Here is a 24,511-nt window from a genome sequence, read left to right as displayed (position 1 = left end):
CCATCGGGAGTTGGGCCCGCAATTGCGCGACAAAATAAAGGGCCGGGTCAAGGCCGCACTGCGCGAGGTGGTGCGGAATTCGCAAACAATGACGGTACCTCTCAAGGTCTAATGATTCTGACGCTTGACGAATATCGTCCTAGCATTCGACCGGACCGACGGTCTTCTTGGCAACGGATTTGGAAACTGGTCGTCCCGCCAGCACAATGGAACATTTTGTGTCTCGTTCGCGAGCCGAAGCATACGTTCAACTACGCACTCTACGAAAATGGCCAATCCAGAGGCTATCGGAGACATCTCGCGAGATCGCTGATATCCTAAACGCCTTGCGAGATCGCCTCGCCACTAACTCTAGTCAGTGCAGAGGGGGGCTCCAATGTCGCCGCGCTTGCGTTCCCAGCCGAGTATGCGCTGATCGTGTAGTCGCGCGGCAGGCCGTCAGCGCCACGAGCGAGCAATTCTTGCGACGTTTGGGCGCTGTGCAGGTGTTCCGGCGCCTCCATCGCGCAGATCCGGGGATAGAGTGGAGCTCGTCTTCCGGACAATACTATCTGCTTTGGCAGTTGATCCAGCAGCATCCGCATGTCACGAATTACCTGAGAACGTCAGCCTTCAGCCTGATGACAAGGAGCTACGGGTGTTCGCGATGCATCATAAGCACTATCAGCCCTCGCTAGCTCCCCTGATCGAGCGCCCTCCTTCGCTCGCCTGTTTGCTCGAACGACCCTGATCTTGTCTCGATCAGGGTAGGCGCACGACGGCCTCTCCTCGCTCAGGCAGGCCTAAGCTTCGAACGTTATGACGTCCGTCCGTGGAACCTCGTCCGGCAAACGCAATAGCTAGAGACAACATGATCCTAGAAGCGAGTATGATTGCACGATCCCATGGAAGCAGATTGCCGGCTGCAATCGCATCTCGGCTTGGCCTACCGCTGATCGTTGCGCCCATGTTCTCTGTCTCTGGGGTAGAACTTGTGACTACTGTCTGCCGGTCGGGAGCGATTGGCGCATTTCCGACCATCAATGCGCGATCGGTCGAGGAGCTCGATCATTGGCTAACCTGCATTGAGCATGATCTCGCGAAGGGGGACCGAGTGACCGCGCCGCACTGCCCAAACCTTCTAATGCGTCAGGCGCGGATGAAAGATGACCTCGCCTGTCTCATACGCCACAAGGTGGAAATTGTGATAACCAGCATGGGATCGCCGACTGCTGCGATCGGACCGCTGCACGAAATTGGCTGCCTTGTGTTCACCGACGTCGCATCGCTGCACCACGCGGAAAACGCCGTGAAAGCCGGTGCGGATGGCTTGATCCTGCTTACCGCGGGAGCTGGTGGCCATACTGGCTGGGCTAACCCATTTGCTTTCGTTCGGGCAGTTCGCGCCATGTTCGATGGTCCAATCGTACTCGCCGGCGGCATCACTGACGGCGTTTCCCTCGCTGCTGCACGTTTGCTCGGGTGTGATCTCGCCTACATGGGAACCAGCTTCATTGCGACACTTGAGAGCATGGCGAGCAGTGCCTATCGACGCATGCTGATAGATAGCACGCTTGACGACGTAATGCTGACCAGGGCTTTCACGGGGCTTCAAGTCAACATGCTAAGGCCATCAATCGTCGCGTCCGGCCTTGATCCGTCGACCCTCGACGAAACCGTGTCCGAAGCACAAGCCAAAGAAAGATTTGGTGGCAATTCTGGCGAAGGACCGCGGCGGTGGATCGATATCTTGAGTGCTGGTCACGCCGTTTCAGGCGTGCTCTCGATTATGGGTGCCGCCGACCTGGTGCAGCAGGTCGCCGCGCAATATAGGGCGACCTTGGCGAGCTCCGTCTGATACAGGTCAAGACCTTTGCGTGCATGAATCTGCTCTTTGGAGTCCATTGAAGCATCAACCGCAAAACACGGATCCGTCGTAACTGGCGCATGGACTCGATGCTAAGCGCGCCGAAACGCCAGGCGAGCATTCGTCTCGTTCCGCAGGAGCATCGCCTTAGGTGTCGATGATCCCTCGTTCCGCCGGAAGTGCGCGTAGCGCGATAACACAGGGAGAAAGGAGCTGATCATCGGCACCATCGCAGCACACTGGTCGGCCGCTTTAGTCGGCACGAAGTTCCTCGTCTTCAGCTCCTTCGTAACTGATAGATTCAACATGGGCCGCAATCGTCTTGCCTCTCGAGATACATGGCGATCATTACGGCATTCGCAGGGCTGATCATGGGTGATCCACATTATGGTCGTCACGCCAGAGCGGCGCGATGGTGCCATTCGATCTCTAACTGCATGTGCTCGCGGAGCTTTCTTGTTGAGGTGCCCAGCTATCTATCGCCCATCGGAGAGATGGGTTGACAGGGCCTCGAGGGCCTTGGCCTTGAAGCCGCGGAGCTACATTTGAGTCAATGTTAGTGGAGCGCTCTGGAAACTAAATGTTCCTGAACGGTGCTCTGGGACGAAAGCGACTGGTGCAGAGCCGGTCACAGAATATGTGGCTTTCTCAACTACAAGGCTGGAGCTGGCCGAAATAGGTTCTCGGGCGTTGAACGGGGCCTGATGCGAATGGATCGAAACCAACTGGATGCAGAAGCCTTTTGACGAATAGTCGAGTGCCTTGCAGGGTCTGATTGCTAAGCCCTTCGCTTGCGGCATTCAACACTGTCACTTCACGGGTCATTAATGTCATTCAATGTTTGGTCATGTACACGCTCGACCATCGAGAGCGCGAACATCACAAGACTAGTTCGCGCAACAATATTGGTTGAAGGTTAAGTTGCAGGTTTAGGGCGAGGCCAAAGAGTAGAGGGCACGCCGCATCAAATTGCGGCAAATCGGGCCCGAGCGTGCATGGCGTTCACCAAGGGCGGCCGCGCCGCAGTTAGGTGGTTAAGGATGGATGGTTAGTCGAGTTGGCGATCTCGTGAATGTCATGTCGCGACTGCAGCCACGGAAATGACGCCGGCTTTCTGCGTCTCTCAAACCGTGAAGTCTATAGCGCGCGCCTTTTCCTTCGGCCAAGCAACTGACACACCTCTTGGTCCTGCGGAGCGGTTCGATGGCACCCATCTTATTAAAGAGGAGAGATAGGATGATCGGGACTTCCCCACTTTTTCATGGCATCATCTCGGGTGAGAGACGGCGCAGTCATTCCGATGTCGCGGATCGCGCGATGCGGATCGCGGGAGGGCTTGCTCGGCTCGGCATTCGCGAAGGCGATAGCGTGTGCATTCTGATGCGGAATGAGATCGCATTTGTGGAGGTCACGCATGGAGTTATGCAGCTCGGAGCTTATGCTGTACCGGTTAACTGGCATTTCAAGCGTCAAGAGATAGAGTACATTGTGGCCGACTCCGGCGCGCAGGTGCTGATAGGCCATGCAGACCTTTTGCATCAACTGGAACGTGACGCCTCAAACAAGTTGGTTCTGAGTATAGCGACGCCGCCGGAATTGATAGCTGCTTACAATATCCATCCCGCGCTTCTCGCGATGCCGGGGTTCGCACGCGATTTCGAAAGGTGGATTGCGGATCAGCCGTCGTGCGCGGCTTTGCCTGCAGCCCAGCCGACGACAATGATCTATACGTCGGGCACCACGGGGCATCCCAAAGGGGTACGTCGCGTCCCACCAACCGGCGAGCAGGCCGCGGGATTGGAGGATATACGCGCGATCCTTTATGGGCCGGGCGCTCGCGCGCTCGTCCCAGGACCGCTTTACCACTCCGCACCGAACTTCTTTGGAATCTGGTTCAGCCGCCGGGGCGGCGCGCTGGTGCTGATGCCTCGTTTCGAACCTGAGGAGTTGTTACGCCTGATAGAAGCAGAGAAGATTGACACTATTCTCATGGTGCCAACCATGTTTGTACGCCTTATGCAGCTGCCTGAAAGTGTACGAATGAAATATGACCTTTCGTCGCTGCGCCACGTCGTCCATGGGGCGGCGCCCTGCCCGTCGGAGGTGAAGCGTGGGATGATTGAATGGTGGGGGCCCATCATACATGAGTTCTACGGCTCGACAGAAGCAGGGGCTGTGACGTTTGCGACCTCGCTGGATTGGCTGCAAAAGCCTGGAACGGTCGGCACTCCTTTGCGCCATGTCGAGCTGCGCGTAGTCGGTGTGCACGGACAAGTACTGCCAGCTGGGGAGGTTGGAGAGATTTATTCCTGCAACACGTCTTTCCCGCGATTCACATATCACAACAGACCCGAGAAGCTGGTCGAGATGGATCAGGAAGGCTTTATCGCCTCCGGCGATCTCGGCTTTGTCGACGCGCATGGCTATCTGTTCCTATGTGACCGGCTGCACAATGTAGTGATTTCCGGTGGGGTCAACATTTACCCCGCCGAGATCGAAGCAGCTCTACACATGGTGCAGGGCGTGCATGACTGCGCAGTGTTTGGCATTCCCGATGCGGAATTTGGCGAGGCACTCATGGCAGTGGTCGAACCGCAACCCGGGACTATGCTTAATGTCCTGGACATACGCGAGAAGCTGAAGACGGTCTTGGCCGACTACAAGGTTCCCAGGGAGATCGAGATCCGGACCCGCCTGCCGCGCGAAGACTCAGGCAAGATCTTCAAGAGGCAGCTGCGGGATCCTTATTGGGAGCAGTCAGGAAGAAGAATTTGAGGGATAGAAAAGCGGCGGCAAAAGTCAGCCTTGCAAGAACCGATGTTGTGTAAAAGAAGGGACTTGATCTGACAGTGGGTGCTTTGTCGCGGCAGGTGTCCGACAAAGATTTCATGTCCGACCGGCAACAATTTCGCTCTCGACAGAGCACTTGCGTCAAGCAAGGTTTGCATTCGGCGTCTTGCCGTAGCACCAGCGCCCCTGATGCGGGCGTAACTCATTATAGGCGGTGATCCACTCATCGAGATCGCTCTGCAACGCAGTAATGCTCGGATAGATCTTCTTGCGGAACGCGACGCGATAGAACTCCTCGAGCACGGTGCGGTGGAAGCGCTCGACAATGCCGTTGGTCTGTGGGCTTTTCGTCTTGGTGCGGGTGTGATCGATGTCCTCGACGGCGGGGTAGAGCTCGTATTCGTGATGCTCCGGATTGCCGTAATACTCGGTGCCGCGGTCGGTCAGGATCCGGTTCAGCGCGATGCCCCGCGCATCGAAGAACGGTACCACGCGGTCATTCAACAGCTCGGCCGCCGTGATCGGCGTCTTGCGATCATACAGCTTGGCTAACGCCACCTTGCTGTAGGTGTCAATGAAGGTCTGCTGATCGATCCGCCCGACCCCCTTCATGTTGCCGACATAGAAGGTGCCTGCGCACTACAATAGCCGGGGCACTCGCTCTCGAACTCGCCGTGCGCCTCCTTCTCGGACTTGGCCTTTTCCAACGCAACGAGCTGGGCCTCGGTCAGCACCAGGCCGTCCTGGGCCATCCTGGCCTCCAGCGCCGTCAGCCGCTTCTTGACGTTGGCGAGGTCGTGACGCAGCCACACCGTCCGCACGCCGAACGGGGAGATCGACAGGCCGCGGCTCCTGAGCTCATTGCTGACCCGCACCTGGCCCCAGGCCGGCTGGTCGATCGCCAGCTCAACGACGGCCGCCTCGACCTGCGGCGCGATACGGTTCTTCAGGATCGGTTTCTTGCGGCTGATCTCAATCAGCGCCAGCTCGCCGCCCTTGTCGTAAAGTTCCTTGAACCGGTAGAAGCTGTCGCGGCTATAGCCCATCATCCGGCAAGCTTGGCTAACGTTGCCAAGCTGCTTGGCCGATTCCAGCATTCCGACTTTCGCGCGAATGACCTTCTGTTCCTGGGTCATGGGAACGTCTCCTGTGAGACGCTGCGGGCTGCGCGGGAGCGCCCTTTGGGTGAGCGCTCCTGCTCGCCCGCAGCTCCATTCCCTGCCAGTTCAAACCTCGCCGTCAGATTAAGTCGAAACTTCTACAGATGTTGCGCCCGCATGGGGTCTTTCGGCCAGCTGCGATGCTCTACGCGGAGCGTTCGGATCGCGGCAAGTTCATCTCCTACGGCCCTTGTCAACCGTTCCGAAAACCATCTTTCGGAGTCCCCCTTTTGGGGACAAGGACATTTTGATGACGACCCGCTGGGTGAAGACGCCGAGTGTTCTCGTTGGCCGGTTAGCCTCTATGCGGGGATTGCTTTGGGGCGTCTGTGGCCAAGTCCGCAACTGAGTGGGCGCGCCGAAGAACGACAGACGCTGAACCGCCAACCGGTCGCGGCTCAGCAGGTCAATTATGCTCGACTGGCTCGCGAAGCTGCCCCGCGGCCATGACCAAGCCAAGCCATCAACTACTCCTTAAGGGTTTGGCGAGCTTCACGATGTTCCTCAAAGACCGACGAGTTTGCCTCTCGCGCATCCGACACGTGACCCTGACAGACTTAACGTCAAATCCTCGGGTCCCTTCTCAACTGCACCAGGCGGTCGCCGGCGGCGGTATATGTTAACAGCGGTATCGTCCCCGTTGCGCGTGTAGCCGGCAGCGGGCAGCAAGTTTACCAGTAGGAACCCGGCAGATCAGCTGCCAATGCATCTTCGCTCGGGTCCGCGCGATCCGGCTCAGGCGGATCACCGGTGACTTTCATCGCGTTGTCTTCCTTACGTGCTTGAGACTAGCTAAAGCCCTGCATGCCATGCTCGTCGTAGACCTCGAGCCGCGGCGCCGGGCAAGCCGCCGAACGCAGCACGCGCATCTCAGGCAACCGCGTCACCCTAGCTTTAAATGAAGATCGGATGCGATCCATCGAGATCCTTCCCTGACAGAGATCTTGCTCAATTGGGCTCGCCATCACCATTGCTTAGGTCGAATGCTTCTGCCTTACGCGCAGTTCAATCAACGCAGGAGTGGCGGAGGGGCTCCGGCGCCTAGTGCGCTATGGTCAAGCGGCGAAGAAACACCCCGGCGGCGACAGGCAGCCTCGATCGTATTTCTGAGCAGGCACGCAATGGTCATCGGGCCCACACCGCCCGGGACGGGTGTCAGTGCGCCGGCAACAGTGCGCGCGCCCTCGAAATCCACATCGCCAACCAATTGCTCATTGCCATCGCCTCCTATGCGATTGATGCCAACGTCGATAACGATTGCACCAGGCTTGATCCAATCGCCACGAACGAATCTCGCCCGTCCGGCCGCCACAACCAGGATGTCTGCGCCACGACAGACCGATGGCAGATCCTCGGTCTTGGAGTGGGCTATAGTAACCGTGCAGTTTTCTCGTAACAGGAGTTGTGCCAGCGGCTTTCCGACTATGTTTGAACGACCAACGATGACCGCAGAAAGTCCTGTAAGATCCTTACGGACGCTCTTGATCAAGAGCATACAGCCGAGTGGCGTGCAGGGGATCAAAGCGGAGGCGCTGAGCGACAGGTTGCCCACATTAGTGGGATGAAAACCGTCAACGTCCTTCTCTGGATCAATGGCGGCAGTCACCTTCTGGGCGTCAATGTGAGAGGGTAGCGGCAGTTGAACGAGAATGCCGTCAACGTCTTCGGCGCCGTTCAGGCGTGTGATCAGCGCCAGAATATCACTTTCGCTGGTTGAGGCGGGTAATCTGTGATGAAACGAGCGCAATTCCGCTTCGACCGATTTTCGCACCTTGTTGCGAACGTAAACCGAACTCGCGGGATCATCGCCCACAAGCACGACCGCAAGGCCAGGCGTCACCCCACGCTCCACGAGATCTAGAACGGCACCACGCAACACGGCGTGAAGCTGCCTGGCCGCGGCAGTACCGTCGATCACCACTGCGCTCATTTCGTGTTTGACCGCATCAAAATGCTCATCCAAATACCACTGTGCGATCGCCGTTCAACAAGACCCGGTTCTCCGCGTGGAACTTTACGGCTCGCGTCAATACCGCGGCCTCGACGTCACGTCCGACTGCCGAGAGTTGCTCCGGCGTGAGGGAGTGATCAACGCGCAGGACGTCTTGCTCGATGATAGGCCCCTCATCTAGGTCCGCCGTGACGTAGTGCGCCGTCGCACCGATCAACTTCACGCCTCTTGCCTGGGCCTGATGATACGGCCGCGCTCCCTTGAAACTCGGCAGGAACGAATGATGGATATTGATGACCCGCCCAGACATCTTCTGGCAGACCCCATCCGACAAGACCTGCATGTATCGAGCCAAAACGATCAAGTCGATGCGTTCCCGCTCGACCAGATCCATCAGTTTTGCCTCTTGCGCCAGCTTTGTATCGGCGGTGATCGGCAGGTGATGGAAAGGAATGTCGTAGGACGCAGCAAGGCGGAAAAAATCCTTATGGTTCGAAACGATCAACGGAATCTCGACATCGAGCATTCGGGTGGAATACTTAAACAGAAGATCGTTCAAGCAGTGCCCCGCCCGCGAGACCATAATCATGAGCCGTGGCTTCAACCCGAAATCATGCAATTGCCACGTCATGTCAAACAACTTTCCGACCTCGGCAAACTCCGACTGTAAGCGTGAGGTTCCGGTCTCAGCGAGCGCGTCGAAAGAGATGCGCATGAAAAGTTTGCCGACGCTGCGATCGGAGAACTGAGCGCTGTCTCTGATGTTGCATCCATGGGTCGCGAGGAAACCGGAGACGGCGTGGACAATGCCGGTCCGGTCCGGGCAGGAAAATGTCAGGACGAAATCGGGACGATCTGCTCGTTCTTTTGACGAGAGGAAGACAGACGAACTCCCTGCATCGGGGATTTTGATGGGTGCCGTGTTGATTTCAGACATGACACGCACCGATCAGGAAGCCGCCGCGGACACGGTAACGGCACCTTCGACGTCCTTCACCCGATTGTTCGCCGGATCATAGAACGCGCGCAACGACGCACGTGCGGGCACACGCACGCCGGAAACCTCAATCTCCAATCTTCCGCTCTGCAAGAAGGCCGCATCAACTCCTCCGCCGTCGGGATTCTCGACGTATCCCAGACCAAGAGAAGCTCCAATGCTGTGACCGTACATGCCGGACGTGATGCGCCCAACGAGCCGACCGTCATGCCAAATCGGTTCATTGTGGTAGAGCATTAGTGCGGGATCCTCGACTGCCATGTGGATCATCTTGCGTTTGAGGCCCACCTCCTTTTGACGCAGCAACGCATCGCGCCCAATGAATCCTTGCGGCTTCGACCAAGCAACTGCAAAGCCGAGCCCGGCCTCCAGCGGGGTAACTTCGTCGGTGATGTCGTGGCCCCAGTGCCGATATCCTTTCTCCATCCGCAACGAGTTCATCGCATGGTAGCCGGCGAGACGCATGTCGAATGAAGCCCCCTCTTCGACAAGAACGTCGAATACACCCTGGACGAACTCAGTCGGCACATACAATTCCCATCCCAGTTCGCCGACATAGGTGATACGGCTCGCCCTCACCTTGGCATAACCAAGATCGATGATCTTCGAGCTGGCAAATGGAAACGCTCCGTTCGACAGATCGGCATCCGTCAGCTTGCTCAGCAAACTTCTAGACTTCGGACCCATAACGCCCAGGACGGCGTAGGCCGAACTGACGTCGACGGCCAGCGCCCGGGCACCTTCTGGAATATTGCGCTTCAACCAGGCGAAATCCCTGACTTGGGTGGCGACCGCAGTAACGATGAGGAAGCGCTTTTCGCCTTCACGGGTGATCGTCACATCTGCTTCAATGCCCCCCCGCTCGTTCAGCCACTGAGTATAGACGATGCGGCCGATCGGAACTGAGACGTTGTTTGCGCAAATTTGATTGAGAATGTGCTCGGCATCATCGCCGTCGAAAACGAATTTGGCGAAAGAGGATTGGTCGAACAGTCCGACGTTCTCGCGAACCGCGCGATGCTCCGCCGCGGAATAGTCGAACCAGTTTTGCCGCCCGAAGCTATATTCATATTTGGGCTCGCGCCCCTTTGGCGCATACCAATTGGGCCGTTCGAAGCCCGCGACCTCACCGAAGCAAGCCCCCCGCGAGAGCAAGCGGTCATGTAGCGACGAACGCCGGACTCCTCTCGCCCTCTCCGCCTGCCGGAACGGCCAGTGCATCGCGTACAGCAAGCCAAGCGACTCGACCGTTCGATCCCGTAGATAAAGACGATTGGATTGAAAAGGCATGACGCGCCGTATGTCGACGTCCCACAGGTCCATCGGCGGATGACCATCGACAATCCAGTCGGCGAGAACTCTGCCTGCTCCGCCGGCCGAACGAATACCGATGGAATTGAAGCCTGCCGCCACAAAGAGATTTCGCACCTCTGGCGTCTCGCCCAGCATATAGCGATCGTCCGGGGTGAAACTCTCCGGTCCGTTGAAGAACAACTGGATTCCCGTCTTTGCCAGTATGGGAACGCGACGGATCGCTCCCTCAAGCAGCGGCTCGATGTGATCGAAATCATCCGGCAACGTATCGAACTCGAAACTCTCGGGAATGCCTTCCATCCCCCAGGGCTTTGCAACCGGTTCGAACCAGCCGACCAGCAGCTTGCCGGCATCTTCCTTGAAATACGTGCAGGCGTCCGCGTCCCGCAGCACGGGAAGGTGCTTTTTTATGTCAGGCACCGGCTCAGTGACGATATAGAAGTGTTCGGCTGCGTGAAGTGGGACGATCGCCCCCGCGGCTGCACCGAGGTCCCGCGCCCACATGCCCGCACAATTGACCACAAATTCGGCAGCGATTTCGCTGTCCTTGGTGCGAACACCGACAGCACGACCGCGTTCGGTCATGATCTCGGTTACAGCCGTGCCCTCAAATATCTTCGCCCCACGACTCTTGGCACCCTTTGCGAGCGCATGCGTCGTGTCCACTGGATTGGTCTGACCATCCTTCGGAAGATGGACCGCACCCACAACATCTTCGGTCACCATCAACGGCCAAAGATCGGCCGCCTCCTTAGCAGTCAAGATATTTACTTCCAGCCCAAAACAACGAGCCATTGAGGCCCCGCGCTTCAACTCCTCAAATCGCTCCTGATGACTTGCAATCGCCAACGATCCGATCTGACGGTAGCCGGTGTTTTGACCTGTTTCTCTCTCGAGCTGATCATAGAGTTCGGTCGTGTATTGGGCCAACCGCGTCAGGTTGTGGGTTGCTCCGAGTTGGCCTACCAGCCCGGCGGCGTGCCACGTCGTTCCCGACGTAAGCTGCTTACGTTCGAGTAAAACGACATCCGTCCACCCACGAAGAGTAAGATGGTAGGCAAGACTGCAGCCCATGATACCGCCGCCAACAATGACGACTTGGGCCGACTTCGGGAGATCCGTCACACCTAAAGCTCCTAACGATCTTTCGTGAAAATATTGCATATTTTTTCACAGAGGTGAATAGATTTTTCACATCTGGAGTTTTTTTTCGATGTTGTGGCTTCTATAAGGAATCGGGTAGTCGGGAGCTCATGTTGCAGGCGCTCCAAATGGATTGAGCCCAATCTGGCGGTTTGAATGGTGGCTTGTGGCTACAGGCGGCTGGTCGCGGCACGCCGCCCGCATTGAAGGACGAGAGAGCCCATGGCGATTAGACCGATACGCACAGCTGAGGAATGGGCGGCCTCTGAAACAAAAAGCGGAATGGATTTGGAGGCTGCCGTCGGTAGCCAGATCCGCGAACTTCGGAAGATCAAGAAGCTGACGCTGACCCAGCTTGCTCAGGCCGCCGGCATTTCGGTCGGCTATTTGAGCCAAGTCGAACGAAATCAATCGAAGCTGCCCATCGGTGTTCTGAAGAAGCTGAGCGACGCTCTTGGCGTACATATGAATTGGTTCTTCAACGGGAACATGCAGGCGGCGCCGGGCGAACGAGACATCGTCGTTCGTAAAGCGCACCGCCGCCGATTGACATTCACCGGCCTCGGGATCGCCGAGGAGCTTCTCTCGCCTAACCTCGCTGGCCCTCTAGAGCTGCTCTTGAGTACGATTGAACCGGGGGCCGACAGCGAAGAATACAGCCACGACGGCAACGAGGCGGGGATTGTGATTGCTGGGCAACTGAACCTGTGGGTCGACGGCAAGCTGTTTCAGCTTGAAGAAGGAGACAGCTTCTCCTTTAGCAGCACCTTGCAACATCGCTGCGCAAATCCCGGAACGGTGCCAGCTAAAGTGGTTTGGGTCATTACCCCGCCGCACTATTAGACACGCTGTCGATAAGCGGAGATCCGAGAATGGCTCGAGCTGCAATCAGATGACCCCATACAGATATCATCTCGAAGGAGCATAGAGACCAATCGTTGCCGCCTCTGCCGCCGTTGCAAACAACCGGGCAAGAAAACGGCGTAGGGTCGGGTCGTCGTCACCTAGTCGCGCAGCTTCCTTGAATTGATGATCGCGACCGCTGCATTCGCTCCGGAGCGACCGGGGCATACGATAGAAGCTACACCAGGTCGCGCTGCTTCGTAAGAGAAATGGACCCGCTTAAACGGGCTGGCGATCTGCCCTAATGAAGCGGTGCCTGTTAGCGAAGCATCTCCCTCGCCGGGGCGGCAAACCTGCCTCCGCGAGAACCTTTTCTATAACCGACGACAGTCCTCGCCATTGGCAATGATCGGCGCCACGAAACGAAATGGACACTCCGTCCTAAAAAGGATGCCTGCCAATTTGTCTGGGCGCATTCCGCCTGCGTGCATTGATAGGTCCTCAGCCGGCTGCGCTGCTGGCGAAGTACACCCGAACGCCATTCCCACGTCTCGCAAACGCAAGTCCCGTGCGGACCGAAACAGCCAAGCACACACGTGAAATTCTTGCGTAAAATTTCATGTTGACAGAATTTTTCCGTTGATTTATCGGAATAACTGCTTCGTCGTTTCGATTTTCAAAGGCTCGAAAACGCACTTCGTACCTGGGGCGGTGTGGCAGGCGACGGACGCGCCTGACCGTTGCTGTAATCACCGAGGATTCGCCGACGATGCTGCATTTCGCCCGGGAGCAACGATTACCGGTTACGATTGTGTCCGGCTTTCTGGGTGCCGGAAAGACGACGCTTCTGAACAACATCCTACAGCACACTCGGCTGAAGCTGGCTGTCCTCGTCAATGATTTTGCCGCGCTCAGCATCGATGTGAAGCTTATCGCATCGCAGGACGACACCATCATTTCTCTTACCAATGGATGTGTGTGCTGCAGCATCAAAGATGACCTCTTGAGCTCAATTCTGTCTATCGCGTCTTCGGAGCAGAGGTTCGACGGAGTTTTGCTCGAGACAAGTGGCGTATCGAACCCGATGGCCATTGCGGATGCATTTATGCAACCCGCGGTTTCTCGCCGGCTGAGGATTGATCGCACCATTTGCGTTGTTGATGCCGAAAACTTCCCGAGCCTAAGCTTCGAACATACTGAGCTTGCTATCGATCAGGCTGCGGTCGCGGATTATGTATTACTCAACAAGACCGATTTGATAGCGCCGCGGTTCGCCGACAAAGTGATCACGATACTCCGCGGTGCGTTGCCGACGATGAGAATCATAAAGACGCAGAATGCCATCCTTCCGGCATTTATGCTGCTCGGTGACGGCGACGCAGAGGCCCTCCGGCTTAATCGGAAGGCATCCTTTCGATGCGACCGCGCTGAAAGCCCTTGCCGTCACGAAGGCTGTACCGCCTGCACCGGCACCTCAAGGATTCGTAATCATTCCGGCACGTTTGAGAGTTGGTCCTGGTCAGGCAATGTCGGGAATCAAGCCAACTTCGCTGACATCGTAAAGGCTCTTCCTGCGTCAATCTTGCGCGCGAAAGGTATCGTTCGGTTCTCGGATTTGGCCGATCAGAGCGGCATTTTCCAGCTAATCGGCAAGCGCTCGACGATCGATCTCCGCCCTTCCTTTTCAGGCGATCGCAGAAGCGAGCTGGTGTTCATAGGCGTGCGCGGCGAACTACCAACCGACACACTCACGGAAATGTTTGAAGGGCAGACCAACGGCGCTTGACGCCGGAAAGCCGGCAGGAGGAGCACAGATGGGCGCAGACACAATTTTTCACGGCGGTCCGATAGTCACGATGGATCGCGACCAGATGCAGGTTGAAGCCGTGGCAATATCCAAGGGAAAAATACTCGCCGTTGGATCTTGGGAGGCCGTAAGCCGTCACCGTGGCTCGCAAACAACTCTAGTCGATATCGATGGGCGCACGATGTTACCCGGCTTCGTCGAAGCACACGGTCATCCCCTGCTTAGCGCTTTGTGTTGGGGCGACCCCGTGGTCGATATTCGATCGGTGCACACGCCCACGTACGAGGCGGCTCTCGCTAAGATAAGAAGAAGAGTTAGCAAAGCAAAAGATGGTGAGTTCCTCTGGTTCCTGGGGCTTGACCCCCAGCTCCACGTCGGCGCCAAAGAGCCTAGCAAGGCCGACCTGGACGAACTCTCACCGAACATTCCGATCGCGGTGCAGGTGTCAAACATGCACGGAATTTACCTCAATTCGGCGGCCCTTAAGGCACTTAAAATCACACGCGAAACCCCCGTTGTTCCTGGCGGGAATGTTCGTTGCGATGAGAATGGTGAACCTTGGAAATTTGAGGAGCGCTCGCGCGAATACGTCATCGAGAGTTTCTATGCTCTCTGCGGCGAGCAGCGGGGCGTCGACTCCTTACGGGATTGGCTGTGGAAGTTCTCAAAGTCTGGATATACGACCAGCTCCGAAATGGGCGTGACGCCCATGACCAGCCTCTTCTACAAGAAGACTTTGGAAAGAGAGCAAATGCCCATTCGGGTCTTTTGCTATCAGAGAGCAGTTCCCGAAGGAATCGAGACAATTTCCTTTGAGGGAGGAAACGATCGGTTTGCAATGGCCGGCATCAAGGTGTGGGGTGATGGGTCCGTCCTTATGGGCAACGTGTGGCTGACAAAGCCATACCTCAATAACGAAATCACCCTTACGAGCATGGGTCTACCGCGCGACAGCGTCGGTCACATGAACTACAAGCCCGAAGAGTTGAACCGTATCATACGAGCTTACGCCGCCCGCGGGCATCAAATGTCCGTTCATACGCATGGCGATCGGACTATCGACGCGGTTCTGGATGCATATGAGGCGGCACTCAATGAGTTTCCCGAAGCAAAGCGACCGTTCCGGCTCGAGCATTGCGGAACGTTGCGCGAAGACCAAATTGACCGCTGCAACACGCTCGGAGTGGTGTGTAGCTTCTTCTTACCTTACCTTTATTACTGGGGCGAAGCACTCCGCGACGCGCTCCTTGGACCGGAAGCGGCCGCAAAGTTTGTGCCAGCGGGGAGCGCCGTCCGAAAGGGGATGCGGAGTTCGCTCCACTGCGACCCACCGATGACCTGGCCGCACGCGCTCCTTTGTCTACATCTTGCCACCACTCGCCGAAGCCGCGCAGGAAACGTTATTGGCCCAGATCAGATCATGGATATGGATTCGGCCTTGCGGTCCATAACAATTGACGCGGCCTTCCATCTTAGAAAGCACAACGAGATCGGAAGCATTGAGGTTGGCAAATATGCGGATTTTGTAGTCCTCGACAAGAACCCGCGCGCCGTCGATCCAGAGCACGTGCTTGATCTCAAGGTCCTCGGCACGTACGTCGAGGGAGAAAGAATTTGGGAGTGCTCGGCCGAAGAAGCGCCGAGTGGGCGACAGGCTGCATAGCACAGACGACCATTCCTAGCTGCCGGCCATCAACCCTTCTTCACAGCGAGCAGCTAACCGAAGCAGTAGCGGCAACGATGCGTCGTGAATGGTGGTGCCGGGTGCACGTTACCATCACGAGCAGAATGAACCTTGAGCAGCCGTTGGCTGGCGATCGCATTTGTGACCGCGCATAGTGAACCGGCTCTAACTCGGCGTTGTCATGGCACGGGCTTGGCCATTCCCAACAGATCTTCGGAAGGATTCCAAGGTGGAAAAGACGACCATCTACAGGGCGAAGACCATCCGGACGATGAACCCGTCATTGCCGGTCGCCGACACCGTGGTCGTTCGAGGGTCTCGCATCCTCGAAGTTGGTACGGAAGAGTCAATCCGGCCGTGGTTCCCAGGCCAAACACCTGAGATCGACGACAGGTTTCGAGATGCCGTCCTGATGCCCGGCTTCATAGACCCACATGTGCATCCTGCTCTGGCTTCTATACTCCTTCCCATGCACTGGATCACTGGCGTGGATTGGAAATTGCCTGGGAGATCGCTCGTCTCCGTTCGTGGACAAAACGAATTTCTCAACCGTCTGACCGAGATCGAAAGCCAGCTCTCCGAGGGCGAACCGCTCGTAAGTTGGGGCTATCACGAGTTGTGGCACGGCCCGGTAAGCGGAGGACTTCTGTCACGCATCTCCAATAGACGGCCGATTGTCGTGTGGCACCGCGGCTTTCACTCGCTTTACCTCAACGACGCCGCGATGGCATGGGCCGGAATAACGCGGGAGGATGCCGAAAGGCATCCCCAAGTCGATGCCGAACGACAGCTGTTCTACGAGAGCGGCATGGCCATGGTGCTGGCGCGTTTACGGAGCTATCTCCTCGAACCCGAACGTATCAAGGCTGGATATCGTTCCTTCAAAGACGTCATACGTGCGGGCGGCAACACCACGATCGGTGACATGGCCTTTGGCAAAATCGGCGGCGAAGAGCTGGAATGGCAGCTTTGCCAGGAAGCCTTCGATGAAAACACGCCGTTCAGAGTGCAAATGACTCCCGTTGGAGTTCCCTTCGGAGCGGACTCCGTCGACATCCCTGCGCGTATGGCTCATCTCGAAGCTCTGCGCGCAACGAAAACCGAGCGCGCACACTTCGGCAAATCGGTCAAGTTGTTTGCTGACGGTGGATTCTTCTCCAACCTGATGCAACTTAACTGGCCGGGTCGGATCGAGGGCCAGGATGGCCACTGGATCACATCGCCCGAGATCCTACGCCAGGCTGCCGAAGCCTATTGGGATGCCGGAAACGTCATTCATATTCATACCTCCGCCGACTTGGGTCTAGAACTCGTCCTCGACACGCTCGAGCATCTCCAAGCTCGCCGGCCGCGATTTGGACGCAAGCTCGTCATCGAGCATCTGGGAGTTAGCACACCGGAACAAATTCAGCGTGCGGCCGAGCTGGGCGCCAATGCTTCGGTCAACGTCTACTACGTTCATGAGCTCAGCGACCGCTTTTATAAGCGCATACTCGGTTATGAGAGGGCATCGCAGATGTCCCGGCTAGGCACTTTGACGCGTAACAATATTCGCTTCTCCTTGCACTCAGACTTCAGCATGGCGCCCGCAGCACCACTGGTGAACGCCTGGGTTGCAGTAAACCGCCTGTCTGAAACGGGTAAGGTCATGGGAGAACTCGAGCGCATTTCAGTCGAGCAGGCGATGAAAGCCATCACTATCGACGCCGCCTATATACTCGGAATGGATAGCGAAGTCGGTAGTATCCGCTCGGGCAAAAAAGCGGACTTCGCTGTGCTGGATAGTGATCCGTTCGAAGTGCCGCCGGAGCGCATCCGCGAAATCAAGGTTCTCGGCACCGTTTTTGAAGGAAAGTACTTTCCGAACAGCTTTTAGAGCGCGTCAATGAGTGTGGACGTCATCATAATTGGCGGGTATCTCGGCTCCGGCAAATCAAGCCTTGTCAATCACCTCTTACAAGCGTGGGGCTCCAAAGAGACAGGCGTTATCGTAAACGACCTCGCGCCTATCAACATCGATGCTCAACACGTGATTAGCGAGGCTGGGCTGACGCTCGGCATTCAAGATGGTTGCGTCTGCTGCTCCGTCACCGATCGACTCGGAGAAGCCTTCGATTGGATGACTGCATTTCGTCCGCGACTAAAGCGCATTCTGGTCGAAGCCAGCGGAGTTGGCGACCCTCGCCGCATTTCATATTACAGCCGAGGCCTGCGAGAGTTGAGCCTCAGCGCCATGATTACAGTGATCGACGCTTCAAGTTTCGTCGATCGTTTGAACGACAGGTTCGTTGGCAAACTGGTCCAGCGGCAAATCGAAGCGGCCGACCGGCTGATCCTTAACAAAATAGATCTTGTACACGCAAGTCGGGTGTCCAAGGTCGAAGCGATCTTACGCGAACTCAACCAAGAGGCAGTCGTTGTACGCACCCGTCATAGTCAAGTCGATGCGAGTGCAATCTACTTGCGGGATGGCATACCGATTCTGACGCGCCTTCCCTCAAAAGTTCTTCCTGCCGCGAGCGACGCTGAGCTCTCCGGAACCGCGTTCAGCACCATGGTTCTGCGCACGAAGGATTTGGTCGACCAGTTGGGAATGCGCGAATCTTTGAGCCAGCTGGCAAAAATAACAGAGCGAATCAAGGGTGTCATAGTCACGTCCGAGGAAGCAAACAACAGGTACCTTGTTCAAGTCGCGGCCGGTGACGTTCAGCTAAGCCCCGCCAATCCGTTGGCCGCGTACCCTGAGACTGTGCTGGTGTTTGTCCTCAGCGGTGACAATCCGACTCTTCAAAAAGAAATAATTGAGACGTCTCTCTCCAAGCGCGCCTGTTGGACCAGCTCGGTTATAGGCTAGATTGTCGTGCGAGAGCCTTGCTCATGACGATGTACTTATGATCTGGGCCCATCTTCAGGAGCCGATGCACCGGAATTCCTGGCACCATTTTCCGCATGCGCTGGACAGGCTTTCTCGCTAGGCACTCGTCAGCGACGTTTGCGCTCCCTTCTCGACTGCAATATGAAGTCTAGCCTATTCGATGCATCCGTCTGTGCGTCTGTCCATCTTACTCCGATACGAATGAGGCCCTCTCGGCCTTCACGGATCTAGAGATAAATCGATGCACCTCTTGAACTCGGCGTGTCTCATGCGTATCAGGGTGAGAGGTGATCCAATAATTGCGCACGAATCGAACTGCCGGCAGCACGCGCTTCAACTCCGGATACCGTTGCGCTGCATAGTCGTGAAGGATTCCGACTCCATACCCGGCGCGAATTGCCTCCATTTGCGCGACCACGCTGCCGCATTCGTATTTACGTGACTTAAGGCGACCGAGTACAGAAGCATAGTCTAAGGCGGGGCTGTAGGCCATGTCCTCAACATGCGTTACGAACAATCGGCCGTCCAGTTCGTGCTGGTTTGTGATCGGGCCCTCTCGCGCAAGGTACTTCTCCGCCGCATACACACTTAGTGTGTAATCGGTTAGCTTCGCCAGGATCAGTCGGCCCTGTTTGGGGCGATCCAACGTGATCGCTATGTCGGCCTCTCGCCGCGATAGCGAGAATGTTCGTGGCAGCGGAACCAGTTGGATGACGAGCCTTGAATGTTTCGCAGCAAGCATACCGAGGCGCTCTGCAAGGAAATAGTTGCCAAGGCCGTCAGGTGCACCGACGCGCACTGTACCTGTGATAGCCTGATTCGCGCCGCTGATGCTCGAACTCATTCTGATAAATTCGCTCTCCGCGCGCTCCGCCGCGACCATCAACGACTCGCCTGCCGCAGTTAGAGTGCATCCAGACGTATGTCGTTCAAGCAGCTTAGTGTTCAAACTTCGCTCAAGAGCGGTAAGTTGTCGAGCTACCGTGGAATGATCTAACCTAAGAGTCTTCGATGCCTTCAGGATTTGCCCTGCTCGCGCGACCTCCAAGAACATGCGAACGCGTTCCCAATCCATCGAATATAATTTTTGCACAACGGGCGGCAAATTCGGTCGTCGTTGCACGAATTTATGCGCTGCATACGAACCTCGATCAAGCCCTGTTTAGAGCGATTTTCAATGCAGGTGGCCGTACTGCGGTTGCTTACAATCTCGCGACCGGCGGACAATCGGAAGCACTTGGATTGGCTTCGGCTGAAGACGTCCGTACGGCGGCAGCGGAGGCTCAAGAGCGTTTCCGGCCTCGGCGAACACCCCTCCCTTGCACCGCACGTGAATTCTAGTTGCTTCGCTTAAGTTCTGAAAGATCGGATTGAAGCGCTCGCCGAAGCGAGCGCTGCCGAGCACGGCAAACCGTTCTCGACCGCAAACGAATCCCGAATTGTTCAACCTCAGGATCGACAGCGAAGCCGCGAGAGCCTGCCATCCGTCACGATTTCTAATCGCTTTGGCCGCCGCGCGGCCCTTAGACAAGGTGCGCCGTGAATGGTTTCGCTCCCGGACATTAAGTCGGACTTCCCGAATTGGCCCGACGACGTCGTCGACAATGGCTCCTGAAGCTCGCAAACCAACCGGGGATGGGTTGGCCTCCGCCCGACCCGATGACCGGCCACCGTTGGGAGCTGCTGCTTACGCATCCGATCTCCTGGTGGAAGGACGTGACCTGGACGCGGGAGACCCGAGACTGCAGTTTCGACAAGCTTTCAATCGATGCTCGAAAGACAATGAAGAGCATGTACAAGGCGCTGATCGAAGGCGAGGACAACGGACTCGGCGGCGACAACAGCCTCGCTCGATTTCAACGTCAGCTCGTCATCGTGACACGCACCGGCAAATTCGAAAGGCCCCCGGTGCTCTTTCCGATCGCCAGCGGGTTGAGCCCGCTGGACGGCAGCGGCCACTGCCGGACGGCACGCTGCGGATCGTCGCCCGTGGCGTCAAGGAGGTCTTGTGCAGCTTGGTGATGATGTCGGCGATCGCATCGCCGACGCCGGGGATCTCCGTGAGCCGCTCTTCGGCGATGAGCACATGAAGAGGCATCGCAAGGGCGGCCAGGCTGTCCGCGGCCCGTGAATAGGCTTTTGCCCGGTAGGGATTGCCGCCGCGCTGCGCGTATTCTCGCAGGAGGCTCGCTACCGTGGGACTGTCGAGAGAAGCCACTCAACGAGCCTCCCGACCCGCGCTCGACGATCTCGATTTAGCAAAATGACTTTGAGCGGCCGGGCCATCGCCCGGCGGACAATCGAGGGATCTCTCGAGTTTCTGCGCTGCGCGGAAGTCCTCCAGATGCTGCGTGTTCGGGCCGTAAGCGGCCTCTTTCTTGAGGAGATTGTATATTCGCCCGGCCACGAGCTGCAGATGCTTCATCTTGCCCTGCGGCATAGACCGGGCCCTGCAGAGAGCTCGTACGGCATAGGCCCGGAAGTAGTCGAATGCGTCTGACATGATGTCGGTAAACGCCGGCTCGAGCCTATGGTTCGGTCGAACTCGGTGGGGGGAGGTCCGCGGGCTCAAATAGGAACCTGTGCGCGGCGTTTGGACCGGTTCTCGGGGCAACGCGATGGCCTTGGTGCGCTTCGGAACACGTCACAGCCTCCGAAGTTGGAGGACTCGTTGAGTAAGGTAGGTAGACCGCCCGCCGTCGGCCCAAACCCGGCGGTGGGTTTTTTATGAGTTGTGTAGCGTGGCGAAGCGTACCAAGAAGCCGGCCAGAGAGCCGCAAGCCTCTCGGATGCCGGGGTTCATCTTTCTCCAGCTTGCGGCCCTAAAGCTGAAGGCACCTTCGGGCTCTAGGTGGATTCACGAAATCAAATACGATGGCTACCGTATTCAGCTCCGCATCGACGGGGAGGATCGCCGTGCCTACACGCGCAACGGCCACAACTGGATCAGCAAGTTTTCGAGGATAGCCGGCGCCTTCGACATCGAAGGACAGGCGATCGTAGACGGCGAGGTCGTGGTCATTCACGACGAGCGCACGAACTTCTCCGAGCTGCAGGCAGATCTAGGCAGAGGCGACCAGGACCGGCTGATCTACTTCGCCTTCGATCTGCTGTGGCAGGACGGCAGAGATCTGCGCAAGGAGCCGCAGATCGAGCGGAAGAGGCTGCTCAAGCAGTTGATGGAGGAGCATAAGCTCAATGAGCCCATCCTTTACAGCGAGCATCACGAAGGAGATGGGCAGGCGCTCTTCTCGGCCGCCGGCAAGTTGAATTACGAAGGCATCGTTTCCAAGCGCGTGGACGCGCCCTATCGGTCGGAGCGGGTGGAGGCCTGGCAGAAGATCAAGGTCGTTCAGAAGGGCAAATTCCCTGTGGTCGGCTTCATCAAGGACCCCTCCGGCGTGGCCGCCCTCTATTTGGGCAAGAAGGAAGGCAAGGACTTGGTCTACATGGGCAAGGTCGGCACGGGATGGAGCCGGACCACGTCAGCGCAGATCCGGAAGGCGCTCGATACCGTGGTAAGCCCGAAGCAGAAGCTGACGAAGACCATCAGAAAGCCAAAGGCCACCTGGGTCGAACCCAAGTTCTACGCCGACATCGAATATCGGGACATCACCTCCGAAGGCCTGCTTCGCGCCAGCTCGTTCAAGGGTCTGAGCAAAGGAACGCACCGTTCATAGCTGCGTTTGCCTCCGAGTACGTGGAGTACCGGTCATGGATCCGGAGGAGCGGGTGCCGAGGGCGGTGGCGGAGGCTCAGGCGTCCTGGCTCGCCATATCGAGCCTGGCCCCCGGAGATTGCGAGCAAACCATCGATCGGCTGCTGGGCGTGCCCGATGACGAATGCAGGCCGTCGAGGAATCGAAAATGGAAAAGCCCACCGCGGAACAGCTCGCCGAGCTGAAGAGGCTCAGCGCGATAGCGAGAGCACCTGATGAATCGGAGATCGTGACCTCGAAGGAGGAGGCTGAAACACGAATCCGCGACCTGAAGTACAAGGCCAGGATGGAATGATGCCCGACAAGCCGATGAATGGCGTGGAGCCCGAGCGTTCGGAAGACGATATCCAGCGCGAAGAGCTGGGCCCGCGCGGTGTCCCCGGAATAGAAAGCCCCGCGAGGATGGCGCCTCAGCGGGAGAAGAAGACGCCGAAGGATGTCGATCCCGGACATACCGCATGAACCCGATGGACACCTTCGATCCCGAAATGCCGTGTCGCATGCACGACGGGCTCAACGACCAGATGGTCGAATGGAAGCCTCAATGATCACCAAGGACATGCTCGATCTCGCCCGGCACATCGTCGAACAGAAGTCGGGCAGCTTCGAGCCGGACAAGTTCGAAGACCAGTACGAAACGGCGCTGGTCGAACTCATCAACCAGAAGCGGGCTGGCAAACCGATCGTTCCGAGGACCGGCCGAAGGGCGAGAACGTCGTGGACCTAATGGAGGCGCTGCGGCGGCGCGTCGGCGGCGCTGCGGCCCAGGGCAAGGCTCCGCAGAAGCCAGCCAAGAAGTCGAAGAAGGCCGCCGCGGGTCAGAAGGAGATGCTGATGCCGATCCCCGGCAAGAAACCGGCCAAGGAGGCAGTCGCGAAGCGCGCGCCGGCGGGGGCACGGCGGAAATCGGCCTAGGTCTGCTCCTTCATGTAGAGCAACTCATCGACCCGGCATGCGGCCCGGTAGATGGCTCCCCGACGATTGCTGCTCCGCGGGTCCGATTCCTGAGCCCGGTCCAGGCAGTCGATCAGGATCTTCCGGATCTCCTCCAGATCCTTCGTGTTCGTCGTAGCGGGCAGAGCTTGGACCGCTCCGGCAAAGACGACGTCCTCGTCGACGTCGGTCGGCGCGGTGATCTCGCCTCGGACCAGTTTGGTACGCAGGGCTTCGGCCTTCCCGCTGGATTGTCGGAAAGCCGCGTCCTTGCCCGCGAGCCTGTCGACGAGCGCGTCCCGCGACGACGGGTAGGTCGCGACCTGCTTTCGCAGATCCTCGGCGATCTGCTCGGCCGTCGACTGCGTCTGGTCGATGTAGAACCACACCGGAAACCACTTGCGCTGGGCGTGGGCTTTGAAGAGGATATACTGCATCGGCTCTGCGACCTTCTCGTTCCGCAGGAAATTGCGGACCACCGCGTCGGGCGTCACGTTTTCGCGGATGATTCTCGTTCTCTCCCGTTCGACTTCCGAAATCGGCTCGACGTCGCCGATCAGTCTCAACGCCGGCGCGCCTTTCATTTCGTTGAATTCGCCTTCGCGGACGAACTGGATGCTCGGGAGCAGGGACTTGTCGATGAGAAATTTGCCGCTGGTGCCGGCGAACTCGCCGGAGTCGAGATCAATCGTCGCCTCCTTGCCGACCGCGACGCGATTCATGCGGGCGCTGAACTCCGCGACCGCCCGCTGTTCGCGCGCGGCGATGATCTGCCTGAGCTCTCCGGGTTTGATCAGGCGGGTCTCTCCGACGTACCGGAAATAGATTCCTCCCTCTTTGACGTCCTGACCGACGTTCTTGATGGCGATGACGGGGCCATGATCGTGCTTTTCCACGTACAGCGCGCCCACCTGCTTTCCGCCGAGCTCGATGAGGCCCTTCGTGACGTGCGGGACGAGATCGAGGGCGCCCGCGAGGATCCTGTTGACGAGCGAGATGCCCGATTTCGTGAAGGCGTCGTCCGCAAGTCCCTCCGCTACGAAGGTGGCATCCGCCACACCGAACAGTAGGTAGCCCCCCTTGTTGTTGGCCAGCCCTGCGATTGCGCGGAGAGCCTTCGAGAAGCGATCCTCCGGTCGCAGCCGGAAGCCCGCCTTGCATTCGGTACGGTCGGTCTCGCCGCCGGCCAGCCGCCACGTACCGGTTTCGCGGACGAACATTGAGCGGAGGATGCGCATAGCGACCGGAGACGGCGCAGGGAGCGGCTTGATCTCCGCATCTTGTCGGGCCGACAGGAAGACCTCGAGTTCTTCCGGAACGGCCTCCTCGACGGAAGCCCCGTACACCCCCTTCTTGATCTGCGTAATGCGTCCGGAGCTGATCAACCGGTCGGGCTTGTTGAATTGGTAATGGATGACGTCGTTCCCCCGCCCCGGTCGCCGTGCAGCAC

At 57.8% G+C, this 24,511-nt stretch carries 15 protein-coding genes and 3 pseudogenes; 11 read left to right on the top strand and 7 right to left on the bottom strand.

Features of this window, described 5'->3' with window-relative positions:
• Positions 1-868 precede the first annotated feature (868 nt).
• The gene (locus I6F20_RS35270) at positions 869-1,837 is read left to right on the top strand and encodes an NAD(P)H-dependent flavin oxidoreductase (protein ID WP_463671686.1); all 969 of its coding nucleotides are present in this window, start codon (positions 869-871) and stop codon (positions 1,835-1,837) included.
• Positions 1,838-3,082: 1,245 nt separating this feature from the next.
• Positions 3,083-4,621, top strand: a complete 1,539-nt coding sequence (locus tag I6F20_RS35265; RefSeq protein WP_225130671.1) for an acyl-CoA synthetase — start codon at positions 3,083-3,085, stop codon at positions 4,619-4,621.
• A gap of 131 nt (positions 4,622-4,752) precedes the next feature.
• Here the strand turns inward: I6F20_RS35265 and I6F20_RS35260 are convergent.
• The 4 genes and pseudogenes from I6F20_RS35260 to I6F20_RS35245 all read right to left on the bottom strand — a co-directional run.
• Positions 4,753-5,772 (bottom strand): annotated as a pseudogene (locus I6F20_RS35260) (IS481 family transposase); the annotation flags it as partial.
• 1,033 nt (positions 5,773-6,805) lie between these two features.
• On the bottom strand, positions 6,806-7,726 hold the full coding sequence (folD, locus tag I6F20_RS35255; protein ID WP_225130725.1) for a bifunctional methylenetetrahydrofolate dehydrogenase/methenyltetrahydrofolate cyclohydrolase FolD: 921 nt from the start codon (positions 7,724-7,726) through the stop codon (positions 6,806-6,808).
• A gap of 25 nt (positions 7,727-7,751) precedes the next feature.
• Positions 7,752-8,684, bottom strand: coding sequence for a formyltetrahydrofolate deformylase (gene purU / locus I6F20_RS35250; protein ID WP_225130669.1), 933 nt, complete (start codon positions 8,682-8,684; stop codon positions 7,752-7,754).
• 12 nt (positions 8,685-8,696) lie between these two features.
• Positions 8,697-11,183 (bottom strand): GcvT family protein, encoded by a 2,487-nt coding sequence (locus tag I6F20_RS35245; RefSeq protein WP_225130667.1) that lies wholly within the window; start codon positions 11,181-11,183, stop codon positions 8,697-8,699.
• 240 nt (positions 11,184-11,423) lie between these two features.
• Here I6F20_RS35245 and I6F20_RS35240 point away from each other — a divergent pair, with 240 nt between their 5' ends.
• From I6F20_RS35240 to I6F20_RS35220, 5 genes are all read left to right on the top strand, one after another.
• Entirely contained in the window at positions 11,424-12,044 is a 621-nt protein-coding gene (locus I6F20_RS35240) for a helix-turn-helix domain-containing protein (protein ID WP_225130665.1), read from the top strand.
• A gap of 769 nt (positions 12,045-12,813) precedes the next feature.
• Positions 12,814-13,830 carry a CobW family GTP-binding protein gene (locus I6F20_RS35235; protein WP_225130663.1) on the top strand — a complete coding sequence of 339 codons (1,017 nt, stop codon included), beginning with the start codon at positions 12,814-12,816 and terminating at the stop codon, positions 13,828-13,830.
• A gap of 28 nt (positions 13,831-13,858) precedes the next feature.
• Positions 13,859-15,514 carry an amidohydrolase gene (locus I6F20_RS35230; RefSeq protein ID WP_225130653.1) on the top strand — a complete coding sequence of 552 codons (1,656 nt, stop codon included), beginning with the start codon at positions 13,859-13,861 and terminating at the stop codon, positions 15,512-15,514.
• A 250-nt stretch (positions 15,515-15,764) separates the two neighbouring features.
• Positions 15,765-17,411, top strand: coding sequence for an amidohydrolase (locus I6F20_RS35225; protein WP_225130651.1), 1,647 nt, complete (start codon positions 15,765-15,767; stop codon positions 17,409-17,411).
• A 9-nt stretch (positions 17,412-17,420) separates the two neighbouring features.
• The gene (locus I6F20_RS35220) at positions 17,421-18,389 is read left to right on the top strand and encodes a CobW family GTP-binding protein (protein WP_225130649.1); all 969 of its coding nucleotides are present in this window, start codon (positions 17,421-17,423) and stop codon (positions 18,387-18,389) included.
• A gap of 208 nt (positions 18,390-18,597) precedes the next feature.
• On the opposite strand, the gene I6F20_RS35215 is transcribed toward I6F20_RS35220, so the two are convergent.
• A complete protein-coding gene (locus I6F20_RS35215) occupies positions 18,598-19,485 on the bottom strand; it encodes a LysR family transcriptional regulator (RefSeq protein ID WP_225130647.1) in 888 nt (295 codons plus the stop codon).
• 915 nt (positions 19,486-20,400) lie between these two features.
• Positions 20,401-20,628, bottom strand: a pseudogene (locus I6F20_RS35210) (DNA polymerase/3'-5' exonuclease PolX); the annotation flags it as partial.
• A 523-nt stretch (positions 20,629-21,151) separates the two neighbouring features.
• Here I6F20_RS35210 and ligD point away from each other — a divergent pair.
• From ligD to I6F20_RS35190, 4 genes and pseudogenes are all read left to right on the top strand, one after another.
• Positions 21,152-22,090: a non-homologous end-joining DNA ligase gene (gene ligD, locus I6F20_RS35205; RefSeq protein ID WP_225130645.1), complete on the top strand. Its 939-nt coding sequence runs from the start codon at positions 21,152-21,154 to the stop codon at positions 22,088-22,090.
• A 186-nt stretch (positions 22,091-22,276) separates the two neighbouring features.
• Positions 22,277-22,423, top strand: a complete 147-nt coding sequence (locus tag I6F20_RS35200) for a hypothetical protein (RefSeq protein ID WP_225130643.1) — start codon at positions 22,277-22,279, stop codon at positions 22,421-22,423.
• Positions 22,423-22,590, top strand: coding sequence for a hypothetical protein (locus I6F20_RS35195; protein WP_225130731.1), 168 nt, complete (start codon positions 22,423-22,425; stop codon positions 22,588-22,590). The genes I6F20_RS35200 and I6F20_RS35195 overlap by 1 nt, the downstream gene beginning before the upstream one ends.
• A gap of 85 nt (positions 22,591-22,675) precedes the next feature.
• Positions 22,676-23,043: pseudogene (locus I6F20_RS35190) on the top strand (non-homologous end joining protein Ku); the annotation flags it as partial.
• Here I6F20_RS35190 and I6F20_RS35185 read toward each other — a convergent pair.
• The gene (locus tag I6F20_RS35185) at positions 23,040-24,446 is read right to left on the bottom strand and encodes an AlbA family DNA-binding domain-containing protein (protein ID WP_225130641.1); all 1,407 of its coding nucleotides are present in this window, start codon (positions 24,444-24,446) and stop codon (positions 23,040-23,042) included. The pseudogene I6F20_RS35190 and the gene I6F20_RS35185 sit on opposite strands and share 4 nt — an antisense overlap.
• Positions 24,447-24,511 lie beyond the last annotated feature (65 nt).

The sequence above is a fragment of the Bradyrhizobium sp. IC3123 genome, assembly GCF_020193625.1.
Taxonomy (GTDB): Bacteria; Pseudomonadota; Alphaproteobacteria; order Rhizobiales; family Xanthobacteraceae; genus Bradyrhizobium; species Bradyrhizobium yuanmingense.
This window is presented reverse-complemented; position numbering and strand designations above follow the sequence as displayed.